Annotated in this window: 21 protein-coding genes and 1 pseudogene; 7 read left to right on the top strand and 15 right to left on the bottom strand. The window is 45.4% G+C overall.

Annotation, left to right across the window (positions count from 1 at the left end; genetic code table 11):
• The 3 genes from AZ66_RS11730 to AZ66_RS11720 all read right to left on the bottom strand — a co-directional run.
• Nucleotides 1-727: carbohydrate ABC transporter permease (locus AZ66_RS11730; RefSeq protein ID WP_044355027.1), on the bottom strand; the 727-nt coding region annotated here is incomplete at its 3' end.
• Between the two features lie 33 nt (nt 728-760).
• Nucleotides 761-1,735, bottom strand: coding sequence for an ABC transporter permease (locus AZ66_RS11725; protein WP_044355026.1), 975 nt, complete (start codon nt 1,733-1,735; stop codon nt 761-763).
• Between the two features lie 323 nt (nt 1,736-2,058).
• The gene (locus tag AZ66_RS11720) at nt 2,059-3,300 is read right to left on the bottom strand and encodes a metallophosphoesterase (protein ID WP_044355025.1); all 1,242 of its coding nucleotides are present in this window, start codon (nt 3,298-3,300) and stop codon (nt 2,059-2,061) included.
• A gap of 244 nt (nt 3,301-3,544) precedes the next feature.
• Here AZ66_RS11720 and AZ66_RS11715 point away from each other — a divergent pair, with 244 nt between their 5' ends.
• On the top strand, nt 3,545-4,360 hold the full coding sequence (locus tag AZ66_RS11715; RefSeq protein ID WP_021253081.1) for a DeoR/GlpR family DNA-binding transcription regulator: 816 nt from the start codon (nt 3,545-3,547) through the stop codon (nt 4,358-4,360).
• Between the two features lie 43 nt (nt 4,361-4,403).
• On the opposite strand, the gene AZ66_RS11710 is transcribed toward AZ66_RS11715, so the two are convergent.
• Nucleotides 4,404-5,306, bottom strand: coding sequence for a LysR family transcriptional regulator (locus AZ66_RS11710; protein ID WP_044355024.1), 903 nt, complete (start codon nt 5,304-5,306; stop codon nt 4,404-4,406).
• Nucleotides 5,307-5,586: 280 nt separating this feature from the next.
• Here AZ66_RS11710 and AZ66_RS11705 point away from each other — a divergent pair, with 280 nt between their 5' ends.
• Nucleotides 5,587-6,108 carry an HPP family protein gene (locus AZ66_RS11705; RefSeq protein ID WP_082061548.1) on the top strand — a complete coding sequence of 174 codons (522 nt, stop codon included), beginning with the start codon at nt 5,587-5,589 and terminating at the stop codon, nt 6,106-6,108.
• Nucleotides 6,109-6,175: 67 nt separating this feature from the next.
• Here the strand turns inward: AZ66_RS11705 and AZ66_RS11700 are convergent, their stop codons facing one another.
• The 5 genes from AZ66_RS11700 to AZ66_RS11680 form a co-directional block, all read right to left on the bottom strand.
• The gene (locus AZ66_RS11700; protein ID WP_044355023.1) at nt 6,176-8,083 is read right to left on the bottom strand and encodes an ABC transporter permease; all 1,908 of its coding nucleotides are present in this window, start codon (nt 8,081-8,083) and stop codon (nt 6,176-6,178) included.
• On the bottom strand, nt 8,058-8,822 hold the full coding sequence (locus AZ66_RS11695; RefSeq protein ID WP_044355022.1) for an ABC transporter ATP-binding protein: 765 nt from the start codon (nt 8,820-8,822) through the stop codon (nt 8,058-8,060). The genes AZ66_RS11700 and AZ66_RS11695 overlap by 26 nt, the downstream gene beginning before the upstream one ends.
• A gap of 185 nt (nt 8,823-9,007) precedes the next feature.
• Entirely contained in the window at nt 9,008-10,915 is a 1,908-nt protein-coding gene (locus AZ66_RS11690; protein ID WP_044355021.1) for an FtsX-like permease family protein, read from the bottom strand.
• Nucleotides 10,890-11,654 carry an ABC transporter ATP-binding protein gene (locus AZ66_RS11685; protein ID WP_044355020.1) on the bottom strand — a complete coding sequence of 255 codons (765 nt, stop codon included), beginning with the start codon at nt 11,652-11,654 and terminating at the stop codon, nt 10,890-10,892. Before AZ66_RS11685 ends, AZ66_RS11690 begins: the two co-directional genes overlap by 26 nt.
• A gap of 218 nt (nt 11,655-11,872) precedes the next feature.
• Nucleotides 11,873-12,172, bottom strand: a complete 300-nt coding sequence (locus AZ66_RS11680; protein WP_044355019.1) for a hypothetical protein — start codon at nt 12,170-12,172, stop codon at nt 11,873-11,875.
• Nucleotides 12,173-12,613: 441 nt separating this feature from the next.
• On the opposite strand from AZ66_RS11680, the gene AZ66_RS11670 reads away from it, so the two are divergent.
• Nucleotides 12,614-14,806 (top strand): HelD family protein, encoded by a 2,193-nt coding sequence (locus tag AZ66_RS11670; RefSeq protein ID WP_044355018.1) that lies wholly within the window; start codon nt 12,614-12,616, stop codon nt 14,804-14,806.
• A 129-nt stretch (nt 14,807-14,935) separates the two neighbouring features.
• Here AZ66_RS11670 and AZ66_RS11665 read toward each other — a convergent pair whose 3' ends face one another.
• From AZ66_RS11665 to AZ66_RS11655, 3 genes are all read right to left on the bottom strand, one after another.
• Nucleotides 14,936-16,192, bottom strand: a complete 1,257-nt coding sequence (locus AZ66_RS11665; RefSeq protein WP_052648482.1) for an ATP-binding protein — start codon at nt 16,190-16,192, stop codon at nt 14,936-14,938.
• 52 nt (nt 16,193-16,244) lie between these two features.
• Nucleotides 16,245-17,903: a hydroxysqualene dehydroxylase gene (locus AZ66_RS11660; protein WP_044355017.1), complete on the bottom strand. Its 1,659-nt coding sequence runs from the start codon at nt 17,901-17,903 to the stop codon at nt 16,245-16,247.
• Nucleotides 17,904-18,209: 306 nt separating this feature from the next.
• The gene (locus AZ66_RS11655) at nt 18,210-19,001 is read right to left on the bottom strand and encodes a lipid II flippase Amj family protein (protein WP_021261860.1); all 792 of its coding nucleotides are present in this window, start codon (nt 18,999-19,001) and stop codon (nt 18,210-18,212) included.
• A gap of 169 nt (nt 19,002-19,170) precedes the next feature.
• Here AZ66_RS11655 and AZ66_RS11650 point away from each other — a divergent pair, with 169 nt between their 5' ends.
• On the top strand, nt 19,171-19,659 hold the full coding sequence (locus AZ66_RS11650) for a copper amine oxidase N-terminal domain-containing protein (RefSeq protein ID WP_044355016.1): 489 nt from the start codon (nt 19,171-19,173) through the stop codon (nt 19,657-19,659).
• Between the two features lie 97 nt (nt 19,660-19,756).
• On the opposite strand, the gene AZ66_RS11645 is transcribed toward AZ66_RS11650, so the two are convergent.
• The 3 genes from AZ66_RS11645 to AZ66_RS11635 form a co-directional block, all read right to left on the bottom strand.
• Nucleotides 19,757-20,335, bottom strand: a complete 579-nt coding sequence (locus AZ66_RS11645) for a GNAT family N-acetyltransferase (RefSeq protein ID WP_231586840.1) — start codon at nt 20,333-20,335, stop codon at nt 19,757-19,759.
• A gap of 225 nt (nt 20,336-20,560) precedes the next feature.
• Complete coding sequence (locus AZ66_RS11640) at nt 20,561-21,004, bottom strand: flavodoxin (protein WP_021261863.1); 444 nt, start codon at nt 21,002-21,004, stop codon at nt 20,561-20,563.
• Nucleotides 21,005-21,203: 199 nt separating this feature from the next.
• Nucleotides 21,204-21,680, bottom strand: coding sequence for an NUDIX domain-containing protein (locus AZ66_RS11635; RefSeq protein ID WP_044355015.1), 477 nt, complete (start codon nt 21,678-21,680; stop codon nt 21,204-21,206).
• Nucleotides 21,681-21,925: 245 nt separating this feature from the next.
• Here AZ66_RS11635 and AZ66_RS11630 point away from each other — a divergent pair.
• From AZ66_RS11630 to AZ66_RS11620, 3 genes and pseudogenes are all read left to right on the top strand, one after another.
• Nucleotides 21,926-23,648 (top strand): annotated as a pseudogene (locus AZ66_RS11630) (peptide ABC transporter substrate-binding protein).
• Nucleotides 23,649-23,765: 117 nt separating this feature from the next.
• Nucleotides 23,766-24,704 carry an ABC transporter permease gene (locus AZ66_RS11625; RefSeq protein ID WP_044355014.1) on the top strand — a complete coding sequence of 313 codons (939 nt, stop codon included), beginning with the start codon at nt 23,766-23,768 and terminating at the stop codon, nt 24,702-24,704.
• A complete protein-coding gene (locus AZ66_RS11620; RefSeq protein WP_044355012.1) occupies nt 24,701-25,651 on the top strand; it encodes an ABC transporter permease in 951 nt (316 codons plus the stop codon). The genes AZ66_RS11625 and AZ66_RS11620 overlap by 4 nt, the downstream gene beginning before the upstream one ends.
• Nucleotides 25,652-25,701: the final 50 nt, after the last annotated feature.

Genomic DNA, 25,701 nt, shown 5'->3' with positions numbered 1-25,701 from the left:
TGGACAACTGTTCAGATGCGATGTTGGAGAAAAGAATCTGTCTTAGTATCGTCTGAATAGGAAGCAGATTCTCGTTCGTAATATAGATACTTGCTACGAACCATTCATTCCAGTGCGCAACCGCTGTGAACAGAGACAAGGTAGCAATAACAGGGCCAGACAACGGGAAGACAATACGGAAGAATGTACCCCAGTTACCGCAGCCGTCAATCTTCGCTGACTCTTCCAAGCCTTGCGGCAAGCCTTGGAAGAAGGTGCGGAATATAATCATATTCCATACACTAATAAGTGCCGGAATAATGAACACCCAGAAAGAGTTGAACAAACCAAGTCCACGAATGAGCATATAGCTCGGAATGAGACCGCCTCCAAAATACATGGTAACGATACACATAATCATATAATACTTGCGGCCCATAAGCCCTCGCTTCGACATCCCGTATGCAAAAATAGCCGTCGCTAAGATGGATGCTACCGTTCCAATGACCGTTCGCAAGAGGGCAATCACAAACCCATTCATTAATCGCGAATCTTCGAATACGATTTTATAGTTCTCCAATGTAAACTCGCGCGGCCAAAAAGTAATGCCGCCCTTAGACGTATCCAATCCTTCATTAAACGATATGACAAGTGAATTCCAGAATGGATAAAAGGTCGAAAAGGCCAATAAGGTTAACACTACATATATAAAAACGGTAAAAATGCGGTCTCCTATACTTTCACGCATATTATTTAGTCCTCCTAGTTATGGAATGATTCATTACCATAAGCTATTGCCCGTCTTTCTGGCAATGAAGTTCGCAAATGTAAGCAACGTGACGCTGACAACAGCCTTGAACAGGCCGATTGCCGTTGCATAGGAGTACCTGTAATTATCAATACCGACACGAACTACATATACATCAAGCGAGTCAGATACTTCTCTCAAGGCTGGATTGGAAGCGAGAATGAGAATGTCCTCGAAGCCTGCATTCAGCAGGTTTCCGATTGCAAGAATCATAAAGATGATCACAACTGGCATAATGCAAGGCAGTGTAATGAGAGTCATCTGCTTGAATCGACTCGCACCATCTATCGATGCTGCTTCATACAAATGAGGATCGATCCCTGCAATCGCTGCCAAATATACAATGGAGGCAAACCCTATTTCCTTCCATACATTGGTTGCAACGAGAATCGACCAGAAATATTCTGCCAATGACATGAAGTTAATTGGCTCATCGATAATCCTGAGCTTCTCTAACAGCATATTTATACTGCCATTGTCTACGGACAGTAAGGATGTAACCATGGATCCGATAACTACCCATGATAAGAAGTGAGGTAAGTACGTAACGGTTTGAATGACCCGTTTAAAGGCCATCTTGCGCACTTCATTAAGCATAAGTGCTAAAACAATTGGCGCTGGAAACCCGAAGATAAATTTCATAAAACTGATAATAATCGTATTGCGCATAACAGGTACAAATTCTGGTGAATTAAAAAAATCAATAAAGTGCTTTAATCCTACCCACTCATTGCTGAACAGATTGAAGCCTGCCTTAAGCTTATAATCTTGAAAAGCAATAAGAATGCCATACATAGGGATATAAGAAAATATAAAGATGAGAGCGAGTGCCGGCAGCACCATGAGTTGTATGTCTATTTGCATAAAAAATCGTTTAAATGCGCTTTTCTTATGCTTATCCAGGTTCAGGCCCGGTTCTATCTCTGCTCCCGTGGTTGCCTTCGCCATATGAAAATCCCTCCTTGATTCAATATAACTCTTGCTGAATAAATCTTAACTCCTTCCAGATGTTGTCTTCTTTATTGTAAAAGCAAAGCGCTTTCACGGATATATGACAAACCAACGATTATTGATACTTTGACACGTTCTTTTATAAAAATAACAAAAACTTTTATAGACTTAAGGTATTCAGAAGAAGCGAACCTGCCGCTCCAGCAAAATGAGCTGCGTCCAACACTAGTACTGCTCTAGTTAACTATAAAAAGTGCCCAAAGCATTGGTTTGCTTTGGGCACTTGCGTTATACAATATTCGAATACTAATTAGGATAAATTAATTTTCCACCTTCAGCACTTCAACAGGACGAGTACGACAGCTTCCCTGCAGCACACGCTCGCTCACATTGCCGAAAGCATCTATTGCCTGTACCGCGATGGAGTATTCACAATCTGGCTTCAGCCCTGGTATCTCCAGACGAAGCTGCTCTGGAACCGGATATTTATAAGATTCGGAAAATGCAGCGTAATGTATAACCTCTTCTGGTTCATTGCGATTCTCAACCGTAACGTTGTAGGCATGTACAAGCTCATTATCGGACGCCTGATCGAAGACGATAAGGATAGAATGTGAAGTTGTACACTCCTCTTCTACATGCAATTGTGCGTAATCAGGGAAGCATGGCGCTTCTGTGTCACGATGAATGGTATATGTAAAGGATGAAGTTGACGCCGGCAGCGACACAATCCAAGCGTCTCCAATCTGACGATCATATTCGAAATCAAGCCTATGAATCGCAACGCGATCCTCATATACCTCGACAAGCAAGCCTTGGCTGAACTTCTCGAATCCTAACGGCAAATTCCCTTGAAGCTTGCCATGTTCCACTTCCATATAGCTAAGCGAAGCCGTTCCAACAGAAGTAAAGTCCTCCTGATGAATACTGCGCGGATCCTGAAGCGGATAGTGGGAGTGCCCGGAGAACGTAATAACCTGCGGATATGGCCGCAATGCCTCCATAAGCGGTTCAATATTGTCCTGAATGCCCCAGTCCTCGCTGCCGTACACGGTGTCCTTCAAGTGCTGATGCAGGAAGACGAATATAGGACGCTCTGCTGAATCGGCTGCAGCCACCTGCAGTTGTTCGCGAAGCCATGCAATCTGATCCAATGAGAAGTACCCTGATGTAACCTTATCCTCTGTCGCCATGACAATGAAATGGTAACCCTTAATGACCTGATGAAAATATAAGGACGGCATCTCCGTTTTGGCAAGAAAGCGAGCCTGCGCTTCTTCAATCGGAAGTCCGTTCCAATAGTCGTGATTGCCGATCGTGATGAGCGGTGTCGCTCCTGGCAGCTTATGCTTGCGGAATACTTCCAAATTGCGATCGTATTCCTCCTCAAGTCCATTGTTTGTTAAATCCCCTACAATAACAAACGCATCCTGATGAGGCGCCCTTGCATTCAACTGCAACATCGCTCGTTCGAACTTGGCGACACTACCTTCACCCGAAGGATCAATATGTATGTCACTGATTACCGGAAAGACGAGTGTAGGCTGCATATGTGTTGACATCGATCGTTCATCTCCCTTGTCCTGTACATTCTATTCGATCTGCAATGCATGAAGCATGGATTAATTCACCTCTAGTCTATAACCTTTTTCTAGAGATGACCAGAGTAGAATATTTACTTAATTCGTGTTGTGAAATAGTTATGCTTTCTTAACTCGTCAAAAATACCATATTTCGCTATAATAGAGGTCTACATGAAGCAAGATGCCACCATTGTCCACCTTATCGTGAGGATGTGTAAATGCCTTGTTAGCCATTGAACGCCGAAAACGCATCATGCAGCACCTGTTCCAGGACGGCAGAGTTCTCGTCGCAGAGCTGAGCAAGCAGTTTCGAGTGACGGAAGAAACAGTGCGAAGAGACTTGGATCGTATGGAGAAAGAAGGTCTCCTGCTAAGAACACATGGGGGAGCATTTTTAGCAGAGACATCCGTAAGCTCTGACGTCCCTGTATGGGTGCGCGAGGACTGCTATTTGTCTGAAAAGAAGTGGATCGGAACAAAGTGCGCTAGGCTTATCCAACATGGGGATACGATTATGCTTGATTCGAGTACAACTTCACTCCATATCGCCAAAATAATAAAAGCGCGCAAGCAATTGACTGTAATCACAAATTCACTAAATGTCATCATGGAACTATCAGATGCTGAACATATTAAATTAATTTGTACCGGTGGTACTCTTCGCCGCCGATCACTGTCCTATTCTGGACACGCTGCTGCCAACGCCCTCGCCCGATATACTGCCGACAAAGCCTTCCTCTCGTGCTCCGGTATCGATCTTACACACGGCGTAACTGACGCCAATGAAGAAGAAGCTGAAATACGCAAGATTATGCTGCATCATGCGAAGCAGAGTATATTAGTCGCAGATATAACGAAGTGCGAGAAAATAGGGCTTGTCAAAATTGCTGAATTGTCCAGCTTCCATACGCTGGTTACCAATTGTCCGCTGCCATTGCAATGGAGAGAGGGACTGGCGGCACAATCCATTATTCTCGATGATCAGTGCGATCCGAATAAGCAATATGCCGCGACGGCTCGATGCAGTATGAACAGTTGAATGAAAACAATAATTGATGATTACTCCCTAATTGGAGACCTCATCAATCCGCTTCCTGCTCGTTCTTGAACTTTTCTACCAAAATATCGCGTATCGTAATTGCTGCGGGGGATAATTCATCCCCCTGCTTCCATACAAGCCCATGGATTAGAGTTGGTACTTGTAGCGGAAGATAGCCAAGCGCTTCCTGCTCGATCTCCTCCTTTACCGTTCGATAAGGCAATAACGCCATGCCCATTCCCACCTTGATTGTCTGCTTCATCATCTCTAAGCTATGAAAGGTACTATATTGACTAGGCTTGATCCCGCTCTCTTGGAGAAGTTGAGATGCTACTGCTTGATAGACGCATTGCGAGCCAAATCCAATGACTCGAACATCATCCAGTGCTTCCCAGCCTTCCTCTTCCCAGCGGAGCTGCATCGACATAGGAACGACCCACACCATCCGCACATTAACAAGCGGCAGGAAGTCAACACCGCCCATTTGCGGCCGACCGGCCACAATTCCAAGCTCACATTCCCCTTGAAGTACTCGCTGGCATGTATCCTCCATAAATCCCGGAAGCAGGTGAAGCTTGATTCGCGGATACTTAAGGAAAATTGCTGTTAACAAGTCCGTCATTCGCGTCGTGCAAAAGGATTCCAACACACTTAATGTGACTGTTCCCTCTATCGATTGTCCTGACGGAAGCTCTTGGGTCAGCTCTCTGCCCAGCAGACTCCATTTCTCACTATAACGCAGGAAGATAGCCCCGGCCTCGGTCAGTTCTACACCACGCGGCAAGCGATGGAACAATGTTTGTCCAACCGTCTTCTCCACCATCTTTACATGTGAGGTAATTGTTGATTGCACGTATCCTAATTGCTCGGCCGCACGGCTAATGCTCTTCGTGTGGGCGACCACCCGTACGGTTTCGACTTGCTTCCCATCTAATAGCTCAAACATCCCTCTTCCCCCTTCATGAAACAGCTTCATACAATTCATGCACTTATCTAAGCGTGAATGATACTTCTCTCATCCCGTGATCGATGCCACATAATACAGCCCTCATACCGTAACGTGAACAATACATCTCACATCGATAAGAATTTGATATCGAAAAATGAAATATGAGATATCATAATTATTCGTATTACAAATACCAAATCACATTATACAATATATTTCAAGCACCGGTGCAATCAATCCGAGACACGAACTCATTACTTAGAAAGGAAACTATAGGATGAACAATTCTAACGTAACACAGAAAATGCTTGAAATTGGCCGAAAACGTCCATCACTACAATATGTAAAAACATCGCTACTCGCAGGTACAGGAGGGGGACTTGCTATCCTGATACTAGCACTCCTTGAAGGCTGGTTGTCGTCCCCATTTTTGATGGCTCCTTTTGGAGCGTCATGTGTTATTTTGTTTGCTCTGCCAGACAGTCCATTGGCACAGCCGCGCAATGTAATAGGAGGTCATCTCATCAGTTCACTGGTCGGGCTGACCATTAGCTCCTGTGTTGGCGTGCATGTCTGGAGCCTCGCGCTAGCCGTCGGTCTGTCCATCGTCTTCATGCAATGGACCAGAACCATTCATCCACCTGCGGGCGCCGATCCACTGCTTATTATGATGACAGGCGCCCCTTGGACTTACCTGTTGTTTCCGGTCGGGATAGGAGCCGTTGTCTTAGTACTGGCGGCGTGGACATATCATCGCACACAGGGAAATCAATATCCTAAGCATTGGTTCACCTCATAATGTTGTAAATATACAATAAGGAGCAGATCGCAACGGCGACCTGCTCCTATCTTTTGGGACTGCTTGATTACAGTACCTTCTTCAGTTTTTTCACATAATTTGCTCGAATGAATAAGAAATAGACAACCTGAATAACGAAGAATGTACCTAATACTAGAATGATTTCTTTTAAAATAGAGATTTGCGAGAACAAATTTTGCAGTGTGTTCAATGCAACGGCACCGTGAATGATAGCTACGACAATCGGTACAAAGAACAGTAGTCCGATTTGAGTGGATACAACCTTTGAAAGTTCCCCTTCAGTCAGACCCAGCTTCGAGATAGCACGATACTGCACGATATCGGAATCCAAATCCGAGAATAGTCGGAAGTACAGGAAGCTGCCTGCTGCCACGAAGAATACAATTCCTACGAACAAGCCTGTCAGCAGAATTTGGCCCATACCCTGATTCACTTCCTGCATCGCAAGCGCTCGTGCCTGAAAACGATAGTGGGCATTGGCACTATCAGCATTCAACTGTGTATTCAGCTTCTCCGCTACTGCCTTCGTTCCCTGCCAGTCATCCATCGCAAATACATGCATATCCATATCGGTTTTCGACTTTGGAAGTGCGTTGAAATCTGAATCTGACATCACAAGCACATGATTTCCAGACATGTATTGGCGGACAACTTTGCTCATGTCCGGTACATCTGTCAATTGAAGCTTGCTTCCACTGCTCAGAGTCAAAGTCTGCCCCTTCGACCAGTCCTTCTTCCCTCGGTTATATCCGAAGTCATCCATTTTGAATTGCATCAATACCGCACTTCCTGCATCTACACGAATCTTATCCTCCGAGATCAGGTTAAAATCCGTTACGGAAATTGCATTGAATGAGTACTTATCCTTAAGCTTCGCATCTTTATTATGAATCACGAAGCTGTCATAGTTAACGTTTTCTTCCTTCAACCCTGTCTCAATGTATGCAAGATGTTTTTGTTCCTGCTTATTGTCAGCATAGGAATCATAAGACATCGGCGGCATCGATCCTGCAACGCCCTCAGTCAGCATCGCTTTGAACCCAACAAGCGTTCCGATGGCTGTAAACGCAACGGTTGAAATAATCGCGACAAGGAAAAACATGCGCGCATTATCCTTCATCCGATATGCCAAATCGGACAGTGTCAACATATTCGTATTCCGGCGATACAACTTCTTGTTCTTCTTCAATTTATGAATGATGTACACACTCAGCTGAGTGAATAAGAAGTAAGTACCAATCGATACAAGAATGACGACAGGCAGCAATGCAAACATAACAAGGGTGCCGCGTACGATAAAAGCTATCGCATAACCGATCAGCAGCAGCATAGCAGCCAAAATAGCCAGCCATATCGACGCTTTCGGCTCGGGTTTCGGCTTCGTTGAGGCTTTCAATAAGTCAATCAGTGAGCTTGTACGCAAAATTGTCGCCGTAAAGAATGAGATTACAAGGAACAACAGCATAAAAGCCACAAAAGTAAACCAAAGCGCCTTTGTTGGAAAGTAGAACGGTAACGAATGCTCCAAGTACAACATGGACGAACCGAGCATAAGCATTCCTTTGGACATAATCAGTCCTACTGCTATACCGGTCACAGTCGAAGCAAATCCAATGATCGTATTTTCTAGAAATACGAGACGCTTCAGCTGCATATTGGACATCCCCTGCATGATGCAGACACCGAATTCTTTCTTCCGCGTCTTCAAGAAGACGCTCATCGAATAGAGAATGAAGAAAAACGTAAAGACGTAAATGATATACTGGGCAACTTGCATCCCAGTTTGTGCGCCTTTTCCAAATCCCCCACTCTCCGCCAAATTCAATTCTGGATGGAACGCCAGCATCGAATATACGAAAAAGATCATAACAGAGAAAGCACTGCTTATAAAATAACCGGCATACAGCCGCGCGTTGCGAATAACGTTTTTAAACGCGAACTGACGAAAGTTCATCTTCCGCGCCTCCTATTGCCGACAACACATTCATAATTTCTTGGAAGAACACTTGTCGTTGATTATGCTTGTGCAGCTCTCGGTACAGCGAGCCGTCCTTGATGAAGATGACGCGATCACAGTAACTGGCCGCAAATGCATCGTGAGTTACCATCATCATCGTCGTGCCGTCTTCCTTATTGATTTTCTGCATCATTTCGAGAACATCCTTCGCAGACTTCGAATCCAGATTCCCCGTCGGTTCATCCGCTAGAAGCAGCTTCGGATTATGGATCATAGCACGCGCAATCGCAGTCCGCTGGCATTGTCCTCCAGAGATTTCGTACGTGCGCTTGTCCAAAATTTGCTTGATGCCCAGCTTCTCCGCTATCGCTTGCACACGCTGCTCCTGCTCCTTAATGCTCACATTTTCCAATGTTAATGGAAATACGATGTTTTCCTTCACCGTTAAGGTTTGCAGTAGGTTGAAATCTTGGAACACGAAGCCAAGCTGACGGCGGCGGAATAGTGCCAACTTGCGTTTATTTAAGGCGTGCGCATTGCTCCCACCAATCAATACTTCTCCTGATGTGGGCTTGTCGATTGTCGATACCACGTTTAAAAATGTCGTTTTCCCGCTTCCGGACGGCCCCATAATCCCAACGAACTCACCTTCGCCAATGGTTAGGTTTAAATTCGATAATGCTTGATAAGAGACTTTACCCTCGTATACTTTGGATACATTTTTAACCTCTAGCATAGTAGAATTACACGCTCCTTGTTGTTTTCGGTACCTTCACTTTACTCCCGATTAGCAAATACAACCATTGTTATTGCTTACATTTTCCTTTCAAAATTGTCACGTTCATTCCTCAGCTGCAATTCAAATAGAAAGAGAGCAAGCCACGATACGGCTTACTCTCTGATAAGGATATAACTGTGTTATTACAATACTTTTTTCAGCTTTCTTACATAGTTCGCACGAATGAGCAAGAAGTACACGACCTGAATGATGAAGAACGTGCCTAATACGAGTATGATTTCTTTCAAAATCGATACGTTCGGGAACAAATTCTGCAACGTATTCAGTGCAACCGCTCCATGAACGATAGCTACAATGATCGGAACAAAGAACAGAAGTCCGATTTGCGTCGTAACAACCTTGGATAGTTCCCCTTCTGTCAACCCCAGCTTCGAAATTGCCCGATACTGGACAATATCATTATCCAAATCTGAGAACAGGCGGAAGTACAGGAAGCTGCCTGCTGATACGAAGAATACGACTCCGACAAATAAGCCCGTCAGCAAGATTTGTCCCATTCCTTGATTGAGTTCTGACATCGATGTCGCTCTGGATTGGAAGCGGAAGTCTTGCTGCTTTTCTTTTTGGAACTGCTTTTCCAGGTCTGCTGACAATGTCTTTGTCGCCTGCCAGTTGTCCATGTTGAAGATATAATTTGTCTCGTCGAACTTCGTAAGCGGGATTGCCTTAAAGTCCTCATCTGACATTACCAGCACTTCGCCGCTCGATACATATTGTCTCACATCGTCGGTCATCTCAAGTGAGTCAACAAGCTTCAACTTACCTGTCTTCTTCAATGTCAAGGACTGCCCCTTTGACCAATTCGAAGCTGTGCTCCTATTGCCAAAATCATTGCTTATCGTTTCCAATACGAATCCTTCACCATGGCGGAGCTCAATGCGCTCTTTGGCGAATGAATTGTATTCCGATACCCCCATCACCTTCATAATCGATCCGTCTTTGAATTCTGCTATTTTACTATGAATGATGTAGGCATCATACTTGATGTTTTCTTTCTTGAGTGCTGACTCAATCAAATCTACATGTTTCTGCTCTTGCTTATTGCTCATTGTATTCGATTCATACGACATAGGCGGCATCAAATCTGCCACACTATTTGTCAGCATTGCCTTGAAGCCAACGAGTGTACCAATAGCCGTAAAAGCTACAGTAGAAATAATGGCGACGAGGAAGAACATCCGTGCGTTGTCCTTCATCCGATAGGCCAAGTCTGACAAGGTCAGCATATTTGTGTTTCTGCGGTACAGCTTCTGCTTCTTTTTCAGCCTATTAATGATGAACACGCTTAGCTGTGTAAATAAGAAATAAGTGCCTACCGAGACAAGAACGACTACAGGCAGCATGGCGAATAAGACCTGTTCCCCGCGGACTACGAACGCAGTTCCGTAGCCGCCTAAGATGCACAGTGCTGCAAATATCGCGAGCCCCGCATTAGCCTTAGGCTCTGGCTTCGGTTTCGTTGAAGCTTTTAGCAGGTCGATCAAGGAACTTGTACGTAATATGGTAGCCGTAAATAATGAAATCGCAATAAACAGTGCCATGAAGGCTGCGAACGTGAACCACAACGCTGTCGTTGGGAAATAGAATGACAATGGGTCATCCAAATACAACAAGGAAGAGCCTAGCATGAGCATTCCCTTTGACAATACTAATCCGGTCACTATCCCTGCAACCGTTGAAGCAAATCCGATAATGATATTTTCTACAAATACAAGGCGCTTCAACTGCATGTCAGACATCCCTTGCATAATACACACACCGAATTCTTTCTTCCGTGTCTTCAAGAAGACGCTCATGGAATACAGGATGAAGAAGAAGGAGAACACATAAATAATGTACTGAGCTACCTCCATCCCCGCCTGTGCACCCTTGCCGTACTTGCCGCTGCCAGCCATGTTCAATTCTGGGTGAAAAGCCAGCATCGAATAGACAAAGAAAATCATTACGGAGAAGGCGCAGCTAATGAAATATCCAGCGTACAGCCGCTTGTTCCGAAATACGTTCTTAAACGCGAACTGACGAAAGTTCATCTTCCGCTCCCCCCAATGCTGACAAGACATTCATAATTTCTTGGAAGAATACTTGCCGCTCATCATGCTTGTGCAGCTCTTGGTACAGCGAACCGTCCTTGATGAAGATGACGCGGTCACAGTAACTTGCAGCAAATGCATCATGGGTAACCATCATCGTCGTGGTGCCGTCTTCCTTGTTGATCTTCTCCATCATTTCAAGCACGTCCTTGGCGGACTTGGAATCCAGATTACCAGTCGGCTCGTCTGCAAGCAGCAGCTTCGGCTGATGGATGATTGCCCGCGCAATCGCAGTACGTTGACATTGACCACCCGAAATTTCATAGGTGCGCTTGTCCAGAATATGTCCGATTCCAAGCTTGTCCGCAATCACTTTTACACGCTGCTCCTGTTCCTTAATGCTGACATTCTCCAGCGTCAATGGGAAAATGATATTTTCCTTCACGGTCAAAGTCTGCAGCAAATTGAAATCCTGAAATACAAAGCCAAGCTCTCTGCGACGGAACAAAGCTAGTTTACGCTTACTAAGAGCGTGTGCATTGCTGCCGCCAATCAATACTTCTCCTGATGATGGCTTATCGATCGTGGACACCACGTTCAAGAAAGTAGTCTTACCACTTCCGGATGGCCCCATGATGCCGACGAATTCGCCCTTGCCTATCGATAAATTTAAATCGGAAAGTGCTTTATAAGACACTTTGCCTTCATATATTTTGGATACATTTCTGACTTCCAACATAGATGCTAATTACACTCCTTCGCGTACCTGTTCTGTATACATACTTTACTGGGTATGAAGAAATGTAACCATTGTTATGCCTTACAATTTCCTTTCATTTTTGTCATGTAATCCATTTTGATAGATCGCTACTCCTATCAAAATAAAAAAGGATCCTCGCATGACAGCATGCAAAGAATCCTTTTTATCGACAACATCAACAACTAGCTTACTGTCGACTAATGATGATCTCCTTTTCTCCGACTGAACGCAAACCCTCCAAAACCGCCCACAATCGCAAGATAGAATCCGAGATCATACCACCAGCCTGTATTATTGATCTCATATACGCGGATTCCATCCTTGAAAAGCCCAAAAATCAGCGAGATCGGCGCAATCCAGCCATGCCAGATCCCCCAGAAGAAACCTGCTTGTGATTGATCCGTGTACGAACCGTCTCCAGGCATACAGCCACTCAGCAGAATTGTCATGGTGACGAAAACTACACATAAGAGAATAAATCGTTTGGAATACTTCATTAAAATATCATTCCTCCTATATTGAAATTACGCTACTGTTCAGATGATGAATCATCAGCGATGTCCCCTTGACCATATCTCAACAACGGCGAATACATCATAATCGCTTCGTTCCCAGCTATAGGCTCGTCTTCGCAGCACTCTCCTGTCTCATTATATATGGCCCAGTGCAGTACATTATGACGAACATAGCCACCCCATGGCTCTTGCCGAATCCTGTGCTCCTTCTCATACACTTTAGTTTGTATGCTTGTAGGAACCGTACATCTCCATTCACTATTCAAATACTGCTTGTCAAGTAATAGCTGCAATGAATCATTGAAATTTCATTGCTTTTTCAGGGTCAATATGATATATTAATTCTTCTCTTTCCATATTTTGATGTGTTTCAACAAAGAAGTGGGAGAGATCACACAATCCTTTCTTAGGAGGTAACTGAAGGTGAGCGACACGTTTCAAAGTGCCTTTCAAGAAGAGCATCACCGTCTGAAAGACACGCTCGACATCATCGAGCAGCAATACGACAAAGTTCATAATGTAGCCCCTTATACTGGGCACGACTTTACGCTGCAAGTATTAGAGGACAACCGCAAGCAGCAGGAAGAACGCTTGGCTCAAGCCCGTAAGGAGCCTTATTTCGGAAGAATCGATTTCGAAGAAAACGGCAAGGATGAAGCACTCAAGCTGTATGTCGGCAAACGAGGCGTTCATCGTAGTGCGGAAGCCGAGAATGAAGTGTACCCGCTAGTGATTGACTGGAGAGCCCCGATTGCGAGCTTATTTTATTCCTTCTCCGGAGGTACCGCGCCGGTATCTTATGATTCATTAGACGGCCCTATCGAGGGCATCGTGCATCTCAAGCGCAACCTGGCGATACGCAGCCAACAATTGCAAAGAGTCGTTGATACCTACAATCGTTCCGAAGGCGAGAGCCATGTTACGGACGAATTTCTCGTCTACCGACTAGGAGAGAACAAGGACAATCGACTGCGCGATATCGTATCTACGATTCAAGCGGAGCAGGATCGCATCATTCGCGCTCCGAAGAACACTGCCTTGTTCATACAAGGGGTCGCTGGTAGCGGTAAGACGACCGTTGCTCTGCACCGCCTTGCTTATCTGCTTTATCAATATCAGGAGCAGATTCGTGCCGAGAAGATGATGATTTTTGCACCCAACCGCATGTTCCTGAACTATATATCCGATGTCTTGCCTGAACTGGGTGTCGGCAACATCCAGCAGCAGACGTTCCCTGAATGGGCTTTGGCGGTAATGGATATGCAGCTATCCGTAACTCTCGCATCTCCGATGGAGCAAGTGGAGAAATGGTACGGTTCCTTGGATTCGCGTCCAGTTCTTGACGACCAAGTATCTGGACGATTCAAAGGTTCCCTCTCCTTGCTGTCTCATATGGATCAGCTTATGAAGGAATACGAGCAGAACGCAGTGCCAAGCGGCGACTTCTCTCCTTGGGACGGAACCGTTCTCCCTCATGCAACTATATACAGCTGGTTCCATGAGGAGTATCGCTCTTACGAGCCGGCCAAGCGCAAGGAGCGCGTTATGGCCCGCATTCAGCGCTGGATTCAGATGGAACTGAAGCGGGAACACTCCAAGACAGTGCTGAAGGATAAGAAGAAGCTGTCAACGCAGCGTCTCAAAGCCTACATGAAGAAATGGCCTGCCCTCGATACATGGCAGATGTACCGTTCCCTGTTCGAACCGAAGAAGCAGGGCGACACGGATAGAGATAGCAGTATCGTCATTCCAGAGCACGTGCGCAAAGAAACCTTAGCGTATTTGAAGAAAAAAGTGGTTCGTCACGAGGATCTGGCAGCACTGCTCTATTTGCACTCCCGCTTGCACGGGATTTCATCTGAGTACCGATACGACCATATTGTCATCGATGAGGCGCAAGACTTCTCGCCACTACAAATTGCAGTACTCGATCACTTTGCCAAGAACCACTCCTTTACCATCTTAGGAGACCTCTCACAGGGGATTCATGCGTATGCCGGTATTCACGACTGGTCAGAGATGCGAGAACTGTTTGAGTCGGAGGCAACGGATTACTTCGCCTTAACACGCAGTTATCGTTCGACGATGGAAATCATCCGGTTCGCGAACGTCATCCTAGAACGAGGTGTAGGAACAGACATGTTGGCCGTTCCGGTATTCCGCAGTGGTCAGAAGGTTCGTATTGTCAGCAGCAAGGCGAACGAGAGAGCAGAGCAGCTGAAGCAGATTATCTCTGATTTCCAAGACAATGGACATAATACGATTGCTTTATTGACTCGAACAGCGGATGAAGCCAGAGAATTGCACGCAGCACTCCATGCAAATATCGAAGGAGAACTGAAGCACAGCATCCACCTGATTGATGGCAACGAGCAGCAATATGAAGGCGGAATATCCGTTCTTCCGGTATACTTGTCCAAAGGCTTGGAATTCGATGCAGTTCTTGTCCTTGACGTCGATGAGCATCGATATCCGTGCAGCTTGCTTGATGCGAAGCTGCTGTATGTCGGCTGCACTCGTGCGCTGCACGAGCTGTGGATTGTTCACGAACCTGCTAATCAGCTATCGCCGCTCGTGTGCACAGATGACGAAAATACGGTCGAATTGATGTCTTAACCGATTTGATCACTGAACCAATTAACTTGTTCAAACAAAAGGACATTCTCTAGAAGCAGTAATATCTAGATGAATGTCCTTTATTGCATGTTTCGCCATTATATGGACTAGCAAAACAACATTTCGCCCTTACAAGTGAACTTGCTTATACTGCAGTACACAGGTAGTGCCCTCATCTGGACGGCTGTAGTACGATATCGTGCCGTTCATCGATTTCACTAGACTAATAACGACCATAAGACCAAGCCCTGTTCCCTTCTCCTTCGTCGTATAGAACGGCATGCCAATTCGTTTAATTTGATAATCGCTCATGCCAACCCCAGTGTCCTTAATATGAATATGCACTCCCTCGTTATCCGACCAGGTGGTAACCTTCAACGTACCTCCATCCGGCATAGACTCGACTGCATTTTTCATTATGTTTAGCAGCGACTGCTGAAATTTCTTAGACTCTCCCATAATGTACATCGGTTTTTGCGATAGATGCTGGACGACTACTTCCACCTTCGACAGCAGGCATAGTGGAGATACCATGGGCACGACGGTATCTATTTCTTCCTGAACATAAAGCGGACGAGCCACCTCGACCGTTGGTTTGGCGTAATTCAAATAATCTGTAATGATCGAATTCGCCTGTTCAATGCCGGAAGCTGCATAATTCCGATAGGTCTGAATTTGTTCCGGGGTCAAGTTTTTACGATTCATAAGCTGTAGGAAGCCTTGTGCAGTTGTCAGTGGATTGCGGATTTCATGAGAAATTGAAGCGGCTAGCTGCCCGATAACTTGATATTTTTCAGCACGAAATAGCTCTTCCCGCATCCGCTCCTGATTTTTGACATGATGATAGATGTAGCTTACATACATCGAGGACAAATAGGTTCCGATGACAGCAATCACCACCTCTATTCCCTGCACTTGATCCCATTGATCAAAGAAGAACAGATAGCCGGCTAAATATACCGTTATCAGCAGCAGCGACATGAGGAAAATCTTCAAATAGGTACTCTGCAGCACCTGTTTATAATGCAGGATAAGTCCAGCTGCGAGCATCATCGTGGAACCAATGATTGTCGGTACCGTGTAAATCTGCAAGTATACTATTGTGCACAGATTGAAAGCCAACCATGTAAATATCCCTGGCAGCAGACCCTCGAACAGAGCGGCTAGCGCAAGAGATACAGGAGTCAAGTGCAGCCCGTACAGTAATGGATCGATATCTTCATACCCAATATAAAAACAAGTCAGCAAAAATAAGATAAAGATAAATAATAGCTTCCGACGGTAATGAGCGAACATGAATTTCGGCGTGATGATGAGAAACATAAGACTTGCGCTCATAATATAGAGCAGCCCTTTGAATTCATGCGCTAATATGGAATGGATCACATCATTATTCCTTTCCCTATCGATTCAATGCCTTGAACGTTGAGCATTCGAGTCAGCCAATGATTTTCCCGTTCCAAGGAAGGCCTTTATGGAATCGGGAGCGGTCATTGGAACGCCATGCCGATAGCAATGGATAATCATACATATCCCATATTTTGCAGGGTGGGGCATCGATCGACGATCGTTCGATGATGCAATTGACCGCTCTTCGCGCAGCCTCATTCGCCCCTTCCATCGTAGCCAAATCTGTATTCGTTCGAACATAATCCGACGCAAGGAACAGATTCGGAATTGCTGTATATGCATTCGGCCGCAAGTTCCACGTGTGGACATGATTCACGAGCAGCGGCTCCATGTTGATCACTTCATGCGGGTTCGGGAATTGAATATCTTCATCGAGATACCAATGCATTATCATATCATCGTTTAGTATGGTCTCACCTTGATTCAAACTCCGCTTCAACTGCTCCCACACTTCAATCTTAATCTGCTCGCTAGTGCAGTGCATTGCCGGCTTCCCGAATACAATACCAGGCGTCTTCCAATCCGATACATCGATCGAGATGATACCTGCCACGTCCCCATTGCCGAAATTGCTCATCTTGAAATGCGGCCAGAACTGAGCTTGGGATACGGAAGTCAATGCCCAAGGGCTGTCCATATAGATGACATGACCATGGATGATAGGGACATCTTCTTTCAAATAAAATTGGACGCCGTTCATCCATTCTACGTTCTTCGCCAGCTCAGTCAGTCTCCCCAGCAATGGATCACCCTCGATTAGATCCTCCGTAATTAGTTCCGCCATCACCTCAACGGGCAGTGCTGCGATATAGTAATCCGCGGTTACAATGTGGGAGCGGCCTTCTTCTTGAATGGTCACGCCTTGAATCCGGCCATTCTTGCAATGAATATGTTCAACTTTCGCTCTTAAGCGATAATCGACTCCCCCTTGCCTCAAATAAGTCAGCCAAGGATTGATCCACACATCATTGGTAGGGCCATTCAGCAAGCGATCCGCACTTCCTCCTGGCAGCACCATATCCAGCATTACGGTTGCAGCTACCGTGCCTACTGTGCAAGCATTCGCTTCCTTCGCCCGTGCTGCGACCAATATGCGCGTTAGGCCAGTGAAGATGTGTCTGAATTCCGCTGACTGCTTCTCCGCCTGTAGAAAATCCCACCATGCTACACGCTGATAATCCAGCAGCCGGCGTTCATCACAGCTAGTCAGAACCTGCCACAGACAGTTCACATAACGGTCGACGTCCTTCTCACTTAAACCAAGTTTATTATCGAATAGTGATTTAAGCAGTGTGCGCCAGCCTCGTATCGTTTGCGGGAATTCAGTAAGAAAAGGAAGCATAGGACGATTGAAGAAGGCAAGTCCCAAGTTCGTTCCTTCGATTAGATTATCAAATACGGTTAATCTCTCGGTGCTGTTCGGCCGTTGATAGGGAATGCGCTTCATGGTGTCCGTAACGTGCTTATAGAATTTTGGGAAGAACCGGAATCCGTGTTCTCCTGGCAAATCTGGACGACCATTCGTCCCCGAATTGGGAACCGGCATACTTCGTGCCTTGCCTCCTGGAATGGTTCTCCATTCATACACAGAGACGCGAAATCCACGCTCCATTAGTTCGTGCGCTGCACTCATGCCGGCGATACCACCGCCTAGCACGATCACACTTGGGCGATCTTTCCCCACCATAAACAATTGAGCACTCCTATTCCATTATTATCATTGGAAAAATAAACTAGTTTCATATTACTATAAATCGACGAATTACAACACCTCTCAACGCAGATCTACAAAAAAAACAGACTGTAAGTTAGAAGCGTCCCCTTCCAGACCATTTTACATCATAGATTTGAAACCTATTTGCAAGAAATTAACAACAAAAACCTGCCCTTTGATTCATAGAGCAGGCATATATTTCGCTGGGTTTCAAGGAGAAGGACGGTTCATTTTTCATAAATATGGGTAATGACAATTTGTCGAACGCGAGTTCAACACCTAGATGACTTGAACGACCCAAGCAATCCATGCAGCAGCTGGATAGAACAGCAACTGAGCGATAATCGTACCTACCGCTCTTGAGAACATCAAGAGCGCGAATATTTTACCTAAGCGATTCCGTTCTGTCGAATCGCCCATTGCGCGATCGGTAAGCATTGCCATTTGCGGATCGACGAAAATCGTGAGTATGATCGTAGCTAGTCCGTTAATTAGTCCAGATGATTGCGAGGCGGCCGTACTATACTCTGGATTCAATGCAGATGCGTACAGTGCTGCCAGAACCCCGATCGTATAGATGCTGGTGACCAGACAATTTAATAGCAGCAAGCGCTTCGGAATTCCCATGATCCGCAGCGAGCGGAGCATGTTCCATGTTGGCGTTCTCAGATGATGCTTCACATGCCGAATCTGATCGAGGGATACGGATGAAATCAATTTCGGAATAGAGCCTGACACTTCCATATGACGTATCACTCTAGTTGCAATCAAGACAGCCGTTGGAAAAAAGAGCATTGCAAGCAGCGTTCCTACCGTTGATGAGCCGATTACAATACGGAACTGGCCTTCCAAATCGAATTCCGGATGCTGCTTTGCATAATCGATAATTTTCCCTGTCATTGGGCCCTGAAGCAAATTCGAAGTACGAGATACAAGGACAATTATGCCAGTTAATGATAGAGCAACTGCAAGTCTACCTGTACGTACGCCCGCGTAGCGAACCGCATAGGACAATGTCTCAAACAAATGGATAAGCATAGTTAGTAAGGAGATGATGATAATTTTATCCAAGGTGAACTCCCCCACAGGAAATCGTTGTTATACCAATTATAGCTTTGAATCATGTTTTTTTATTTTCTCACGTCGTTTCCATACTTGTCCAGATCAAAAAAGACTTCTAAATGTTGCAACTTTTTCATTCTATCATCGTTATTATTGTTAAAGGGGGTTTCGGGCTTTCATGAAAGATGTTACTCGTACATTGAAATACAGCCTATCCATTCTAGTAGGCTGTCTACTTATAACACTGCTTGGTTCCAGCTTCGCTTATGCTGCTGATGGTGCCGCGCATAAGGTTCAAATTCAACCGGCTCCGATTCCGGCCGTACGTGTGATAGACACGGATGGGAATGCCTTATCCCATGACGCTTTGATCGAGAATGGGCTGACGTATATTCCTATTAAGGATCTAAGCACGCATTTGAATTTGAAGGTACGATGGGAATCATACAGCCATACTGTGTATATTGAAGGGGACAAATCAGATATTACGTGGAGTTCACTAACTGGCAAGATGAAGGTGAATGGCAAGGATACGGTGCTCACGACATTCCCTCAAATTATTAACAATAAAACCTTTATCCCACTTCGTCTTCTGCAGAATGTATTTACTTATCAATTTGACTGGGATAGCAAAACGAAAACCGTTACCCTGCTCAACAATTGGTAGATGGTTGGATGATGTGCGCAGCAATAATTCCCTAGAGCGGATAGAGCTAAAATCCAGAAAGAGCAATACGGGCTATTCCTACCTGTACTGCTCTTTTTTATGCCTGCTGCCCATCCAACAAGTCTTCATTAATAATGGAGAACAAATGAACATCCTCATAGCGCCCTTTTGCAAAAATATGCTTACGAAGCACTCCCTCCTGCTGAAAACCGCACTTCTCCAACACGCGAATCGAAGCAGTATTATCTGGATAGCATCTAGCTTCAATCCGTACAAGCTTCATCGAAGTAAATCCATAACGAATCACCTCGTTTACAACCTCTGTCATGAGGCCATGTCCCCAGCAGGATCTGGACAACGCATAGCCGATCTCGGCACGTGCATGCTGCTGATTCCAATTCCCAAAGCCGCATGTGCCGATAAGCCGCTCCGACTGCTTGCAGTAAATTCCCCACGGAGCAATCTCTCCACGACTATAACGCTGGATAATCCAGTTCAGAAAACGCTGCGAATCAGCAATCGTCTGGTGAGCAGGCCATGTTGCAAACCGCGAAATCTCTTCATCAGAGGCATATTCAAACATATCCTCAGCATCCTGAAGCGTCATTTCCTTCATACGTGTACGGGCTGTCTGTAAAACTGGAACGGGAAAGAACAGCTCTGTCTTGCGCATCATGATTTCCCTCCTTATGGATTAGGGATTCACCTTATTCTTCTACACAAGATCATGCCATAACCGCCCGCTATTGTCTAACCACGCCACGCCCTATCTCCTCAACATGATAATGACAAACAGCCCGTCACCTTCAATAAGGGCACGAGCTGATGTCTGTTTTAGATGCTGTTATTAGAATTATCGCTTTGGATGATTACGAAATAACAGAGGCAGAACTAGACCTGATTATGAACGAAGCTTGCCAACGAAAGCATTCCCGAATTGTCTACACTGTTCCTTCTCGTCAGCCTTAGGCGTCAATTCTACCTTCAAGCCATCCAATACAACCTCGCAGCCACGCTGATGCAGTTTCTCAATGAGAATGTCCACTGCTGCACCATATTGTGCATACGAAGAATCACAAGAACCAAACACGGCCGCCTTCTTGCCCGTCAAATCCACATCATCCATCTCATCGAAGAAATCAAGGAATTCATCGGGCAGTTCACCATCCCCCCATGTGTACGCGCCAAGCAGAATTCCGTCGTACTCTGCCATCTCCGATGCATAGGCATCCATGACTTCCTTCATCGTAAGCTCCTCATCAGCTCCTTTGACGCCTTCGGCCACAGCCCCCGCCATTTCTTCTGTATTCCCCGTCATACTCGCATAAATTAACAATGTGCTCATGTATATAACCTCCAACTTATTTATGTACATAATGTTGATATTGATAATCATTATCATTATAGTTGGAGTCGCTGCATTTCGCAAGCATCAATCTTTTACCAATTAAAAAGGATAAGGCAGCTCTATCGAGCTCCTCATCCCAGATCTAGCCTTCAACACTATTCTTAATTACCGAAAGTTAAACGTTAACGTATATATGTTAATTCGTATCTCCCATGTAGACGTCTTTTTCCCCTCTACCTTGCAGCCTTGGTATCAATTCTGCAGGATAGACTCGAATGTGATCTAGCGCTGATAAGGCAACCCACTCTACACCAACCTGATACTCGTCAGGATTCGTGCCTGCAAAGATCTGAGTCTCTTTCTCTGTCGGAGGAATACGCTCATCAAGTTCAGCGACAAAATAAAACTCAACCTGATGGACATCGGCATCCCATTGTGCAAATTGATGATTTTTACCGATGTACTCACGAACGTACGCGAGGTCGCGTAGTCGGATATGACAACCTATTTCTTCCATACATTCCCGCTTCAACGCATCACTTAACTGCTCTCCATGTTCCTGTCCACCACCTGGGAACAGATAGAAGAATCCTTCCTGATCCTTGTTTTTGGTAAGCAGCACTTTTCCGTCGTATATGATGATTGCCTTGGCTGAATTTCGTATGGGCTTCATATGTCTTCCCCCTTGATAAAAGTGTTCTAACAGTTAATTGTACCTTAATTGGCAAGCTGTCAATGCGGTAATCGTTACGAATTTGATAAATTTTTATAAAATCATCGAAAAAGATAAAGACGAACACCTAACATTATGGTAGTATATGGTACAAACCAGGTGTCAATTATCTCCTCTGACCTGCATCTAGTAAGGTTGGCGTATGGTGTAAACGATTATTCCATTGAGAGGGGAACTGTACACGTATGAAACGTAGATCCATGATGCTTATGTTGACGCTTTTACTGGCAATAAGTGCGTTTGTAAGCGCTTGCGGAAGCAGCAGCACGCCTGCCCCTGAGTCCAAGCCGAGCGAGACTCAGAAAACTGGCGACAGCGGGACAGGTGAGAAAAAAGAAGAGAACAAGGACGTGGCACTCGCCTCAGATCAGACCTTCCGCTTCAACATGAAGAGTGATCCTCCTTCCCTTGATCCGGGTACATCTCAGGATACGACTTCCTTCCAAGTATTGAGCCATATCTTTGAAGGGCTCACACGATTGGATGAGCAAGGCAAAGTTATTCCAGGTACCGCAGAGAGCTGGGAAGAAGATGCTACGAAGACGAAGTATGTCTTCCATCTCCGCAAAGATGCCAAATGGTCGAACGGCGATCCTGTAAAAGCAAAAGATTACGAGAGCGCTTGGAAGCGTGTTCTCGATCCTAAGATGTTGCCAGCTCCACCATATGCCTATCAGCTGTACTACATCAAAGGTGCAGAAGATTACAACACGAAGAAATCCACGGATCCAAATTCCGTAGCAGTAAAGGCCACTGACGATTACACGTTGGAAGTCGAACTCACGAATCCAACTGCTTACTTCTTAAGCTTACTCTCCTTCCAATCCTACTACCCTGTACACACGGATGCCCGCGATTCAAAATGGGCTTCTGAGGCAAGTACTATCATATCGAACGGCCCATTCAAAATGTCAGACTGGAAGCATCAAAACTCACTTGAACTGGTTCCAAACGAACACTACTATGCAAAAGATGAAATCAAATTTACGAAAGTACAAATTACAATTGTCGAGGATCCTGGTACCGAAGTCAGCATGTATGAAACGGGAGCACTTGAATTCGCAGGTCAGCCGACTGGTGAAATTCCGGTCGACCAAATTGCGATGCTGAAGGAGTCGAAGCCAGATGAGCTTCAAATCAAAGGTATTGCATCCTCGTATTACTACCTGTTCAACAATAAGCTGAAGCCATTCGACAATGTCAATATTCGCAAGGCACTGGCAATGGCTATTGATCGTAAGCAAATTGTTGAAAAAGTCACGCTTGGTGGTCAAACACCTGCATTTGGTATTGTTGCGAAAGGTATCGCAGGATTAAATGATGAGTATCGCAATGAAACCGACGATACCGCCTATTTCAAGGAAGATGCCGCTGAAGCAAAGGCTCTTCTCGAAAAAGGCTTGAAGGAATCCGGATTGACAGAAATGCCTGAATTTACACTCGCTCACAATACCAATGAAATGCATAAGAAAGTTGCTCAAGCCGTCGCGAATATGTGGAAAAATACGCTTGGACTGAAAATAAAGGTTGAAAATCAGGAGTGGGGTGTCTTCCTAAAGAACCGGACAGCATTGAACTATCAAGTCGCTCGCGCCGGCTGGACGACAGACTATAATGATCCAATGTCATTCATCGATCTGTATACGACTGGCAGCGGCAATAATGATATTGGGTACAACAATCCTGAATTCGATAAACTGGTGAAAGATGCGAAGATTTCTGTGGATCCAAAATGCACGTATGGACTTGATTAAGCAAGCTGAGAAGAAGCTGATTGCAGACGATATGGCGATCATACCGATTTTCTATCATACAAATGTTCATTTACAGAAGCCGTACGTCAAAAATGTATTTATCGACTACCAAGGACAAATAAACTTCACTCGCGGTTATATTGCAGAACACTAATCGATCGATCGTGACATTGAGCATGTAAATAGTCGGGGTACATATGCAGGCAATGTTCATATGTATCCCGACTTTAGCATTATAGGTTGAAATTATCCTTCAGGAGGCTGGTGGAATGTGATTCGCTATGTCCTTACCAAGCTAATGTATCTCATCATTTCCTTATGGGTTCTGGCTACACTTACCTTTCTATTGATGAAGGCTGTCCCAGGCGACCCATTTCTGTCAGAGAAAGCCGTTCCTCCAGAAATACGTGCAAGGCTCATGGAGCAATATGGACTCGACAAGCCATTATATGAACAGTATGTCGTTTATTTGAACAAGCTCGTTCAAGGTGATCTTGGTATTTCCATGAAAATGCAGGATCGTGAAGTCGTTCAGGCCATCCGCGAATCCTTCCCCTACTCACTTAAGCTGGGTATCTGTGCATTAATCGTGGCCGTTACGATTGGAATAGGACTTGGTATTGCTGCAGCAATGCGGCATCGCAAGCTGATTGATACGTCTTCCATGGTACTCGCTGTCGTTGGCGTGTCTGTCCCAAGCTTTGTTCTTGCCTCATTTATGCAATACGTGCTTGGGGTAAAACTGAAGCTACTGCCTGTCTTTGGACTAGCAGGCCCCCTCACCTATGTCATGCCCACCATTGCGCTATCAGCTCTACCGATTGCTTTCATCGCCAGATTAACTCGCTCCAGTATGCTGGAGGTTCTGCATTCTGATTATATTAAGACAGCCAAGTCCAAAGGTCTGTCTGCTGGTGTCATTGTGCGCAGACATATTTTACGCAACGGAATCTTGCCTGTTGTTACGTATCTTGGCCCACTTACTGCAGGTATTGTTACCGGTTCATTCATTGTGGAGCATATTTTCGGAATCGGTGGTCTTGGTAAAATATTCGTAATCAGTATTACGAATCGTGACTATTCTCTCATCATGGGGATCACTATGTTCTATGGCGTTATATTGATGGTGGCTCGCTTCCTTACTGACTTGGCTTATGGTGTAATCGATCCTCGGATTAAGCTTGCCAAAGGAAAGGAGAAAGCGGCATGATTACTTACAACAAACAGAATCCATTGCAGCAGCCCCCTATCAAGCCCGAGCAATTCAAAAAAGCGAACATCGACGAACATGCGGCGGAGGCGATCGAACGTGAGAGTATATCCGCTTGGCGCGATTCGTGGCTTCGATTGCGCAGCAATTGGGCAGCAATGACAGGCCTCGTTATTCTTGTTCTGCTCATTATTATGGCCATCATCGGACCAATGTTAACTTCTTATGACTACGAAACCAATTATTTGGACAAGACGAATTTGCCACCTTCCTCAGAGCATTGGTTCGGCACGGACGATCTCGGCCGCGACATGTTCGCCCGTACTTGGATGGGCGCTCGTATTTCACTTATCGTCGGCTTCTCCGCAGCCCTTATTAACCTGATTGTCGGCGTCATATATGGCGGCATTATGGGGTATGTGGGAGGCAAACTCGATGACATCATGAACAAAGCATCTGAAATCATATTCACACTTCCTGACCTTCTTGTAGCCATTCTACTGGTAGTAGTACTAGAACCAAGTCTTGGCGTCATTATTTTGGCTCTGTGCTTCACTGGTTGGATTAATATGGCCTGGATTGTACGCGGGCAAATGATGCAGCTCAAAAATCAGGAGTTCGTCCTTGCCTCCCGTTCTCTCGGCGCATCGGGAGCACGGATCTTGTTCCGGCATCTGATTCCGAATTCACTCGGCCCGATTATCGTTACGCTAACCTTAGCAATTCCTGTTTCAATCTTCGGCGAAGCGGTTCTTAGCTTCCTCGGGCTTGGTGTACAATCCCCTGCTGCTTCTTGGGGAACGATGATTAGCGATGCATTGAAAGCGATGACCGTCTATCCATGGCGTATCGCATTCCCTGCATTCTTCATCAGCTTGACGATGCTTGCATTCAACATGTTTGGCGATGGCCTGCGTGATGCACTCGATCCGAAGATGAAAAAGTGACGAGGAGGATGACGAATGCAGCTTATGGAAATCAACGACCTTCACGTCTC

Origin of the sequence: Paenibacillus sp. E194, assembly GCF_000935845.1 — a bacterium.
Lineage (GTDB): Bacteria > Bacillota > Bacilli > Paenibacillales > Paenibacillaceae > Paenibacillus_B > Paenibacillus_B alvei_B.
The sequence above is the reverse complement of the archived record's forward strand: the minus strand, read 5'-3'. Positions and strand labels throughout refer to the sequence as shown.

Coding starts and splice junctions, on each gene's coding strand:
- AZ66_RS11725 (WP_044355026.1), bottom strand. CDS start 1,735: ATGGCGAAGGCAACCACGGGAGCAGAGATAGAACCGGGCCTGAACCTG.
- AZ66_RS11720 (WP_044355025.1), bottom strand. CDS start 3,300: ATGTCAACACATATGCAGCCTACACTCGTCTTTCCGGTAATCAGTGAC.
- AZ66_RS11710 (WP_044355024.1), bottom strand. CDS start 5,306: ATGTTTGAGCTATTAGATGGGAAGCAAGTCGAAACCGTACGGGTGGTC.
- AZ66_RS11705 (WP_082061548.1), top strand. CDS start 5,587: ATGAACAATTCTAACGTAACACAGAAAATGCTTGAAATTGGCCGAAAA.
- AZ66_RS11700 (WP_044355023.1), bottom strand. CDS start 8,083: ATGAACTTTCGTCAGTTCGCGTTTAAAAACGTTATTCGCAACGCGCGG.
- AZ66_RS11695 (WP_044355022.1), bottom strand. CDS start 8,822: ATGCTAGAGGTTAAAAATGTATCCAAAGTATACGAGGGTAAAGTCTCT.
- AZ66_RS11690 (WP_044355021.1), bottom strand. CDS start 10,915: ATGAACTTTCGTCAGTTCGCGTTTAAGAACGTATTTCGGAACAAGCGG.
- AZ66_RS11685 (WP_044355020.1), bottom strand. CDS start 11,654: ATGTTGGAAGTCAGAAATGTATCCAAAATATATGAAGGCAAAGTGTCT.
- AZ66_RS11680 (WP_044355019.1), bottom strand. CDS start 12,172: ATGAAGTATTCCAAACGATTTATTCTCTTATGTGTAGTTTTCGTCACC.
- AZ66_RS11660 (WP_044355017.1), bottom strand. CDS start 17,903: ATGGTGGGGAAAGATCGCCCAAGTGTGATCGTGCTAGGCGGTGGTATC.
- AZ66_RS11650 (WP_044355016.1), top strand. CDS start 19,171: ATGAAAGATGTTACTCGTACATTGAAATACAGCCTATCCATTCTAGTA.
- AZ66_RS11645 (WP_231586840.1), bottom strand. CDS start 20,335: ATGATGCGCAAGACAGAGCTGTTCTTTCCCGTTCCAGTTTTACAGACA.
- AZ66_RS11640 (WP_021261863.1), bottom strand. CDS start 21,004: ATGAGCACATTGTTAATTTATGCGAGTATGACGGGGAATACAGAAGAA.
- AZ66_RS11635 (WP_044355015.1), bottom strand. CDS start 21,680: ATGAAGCCCATACGAAATTCAGCCAAGGCAATCATCATATACGACGGA.
- AZ66_RS11620 (WP_044355012.1), top strand. CDS start 24,701: ATGATTACTTACAACAAACAGAATCCATTGCAGCAGCCCCCTATCAAG.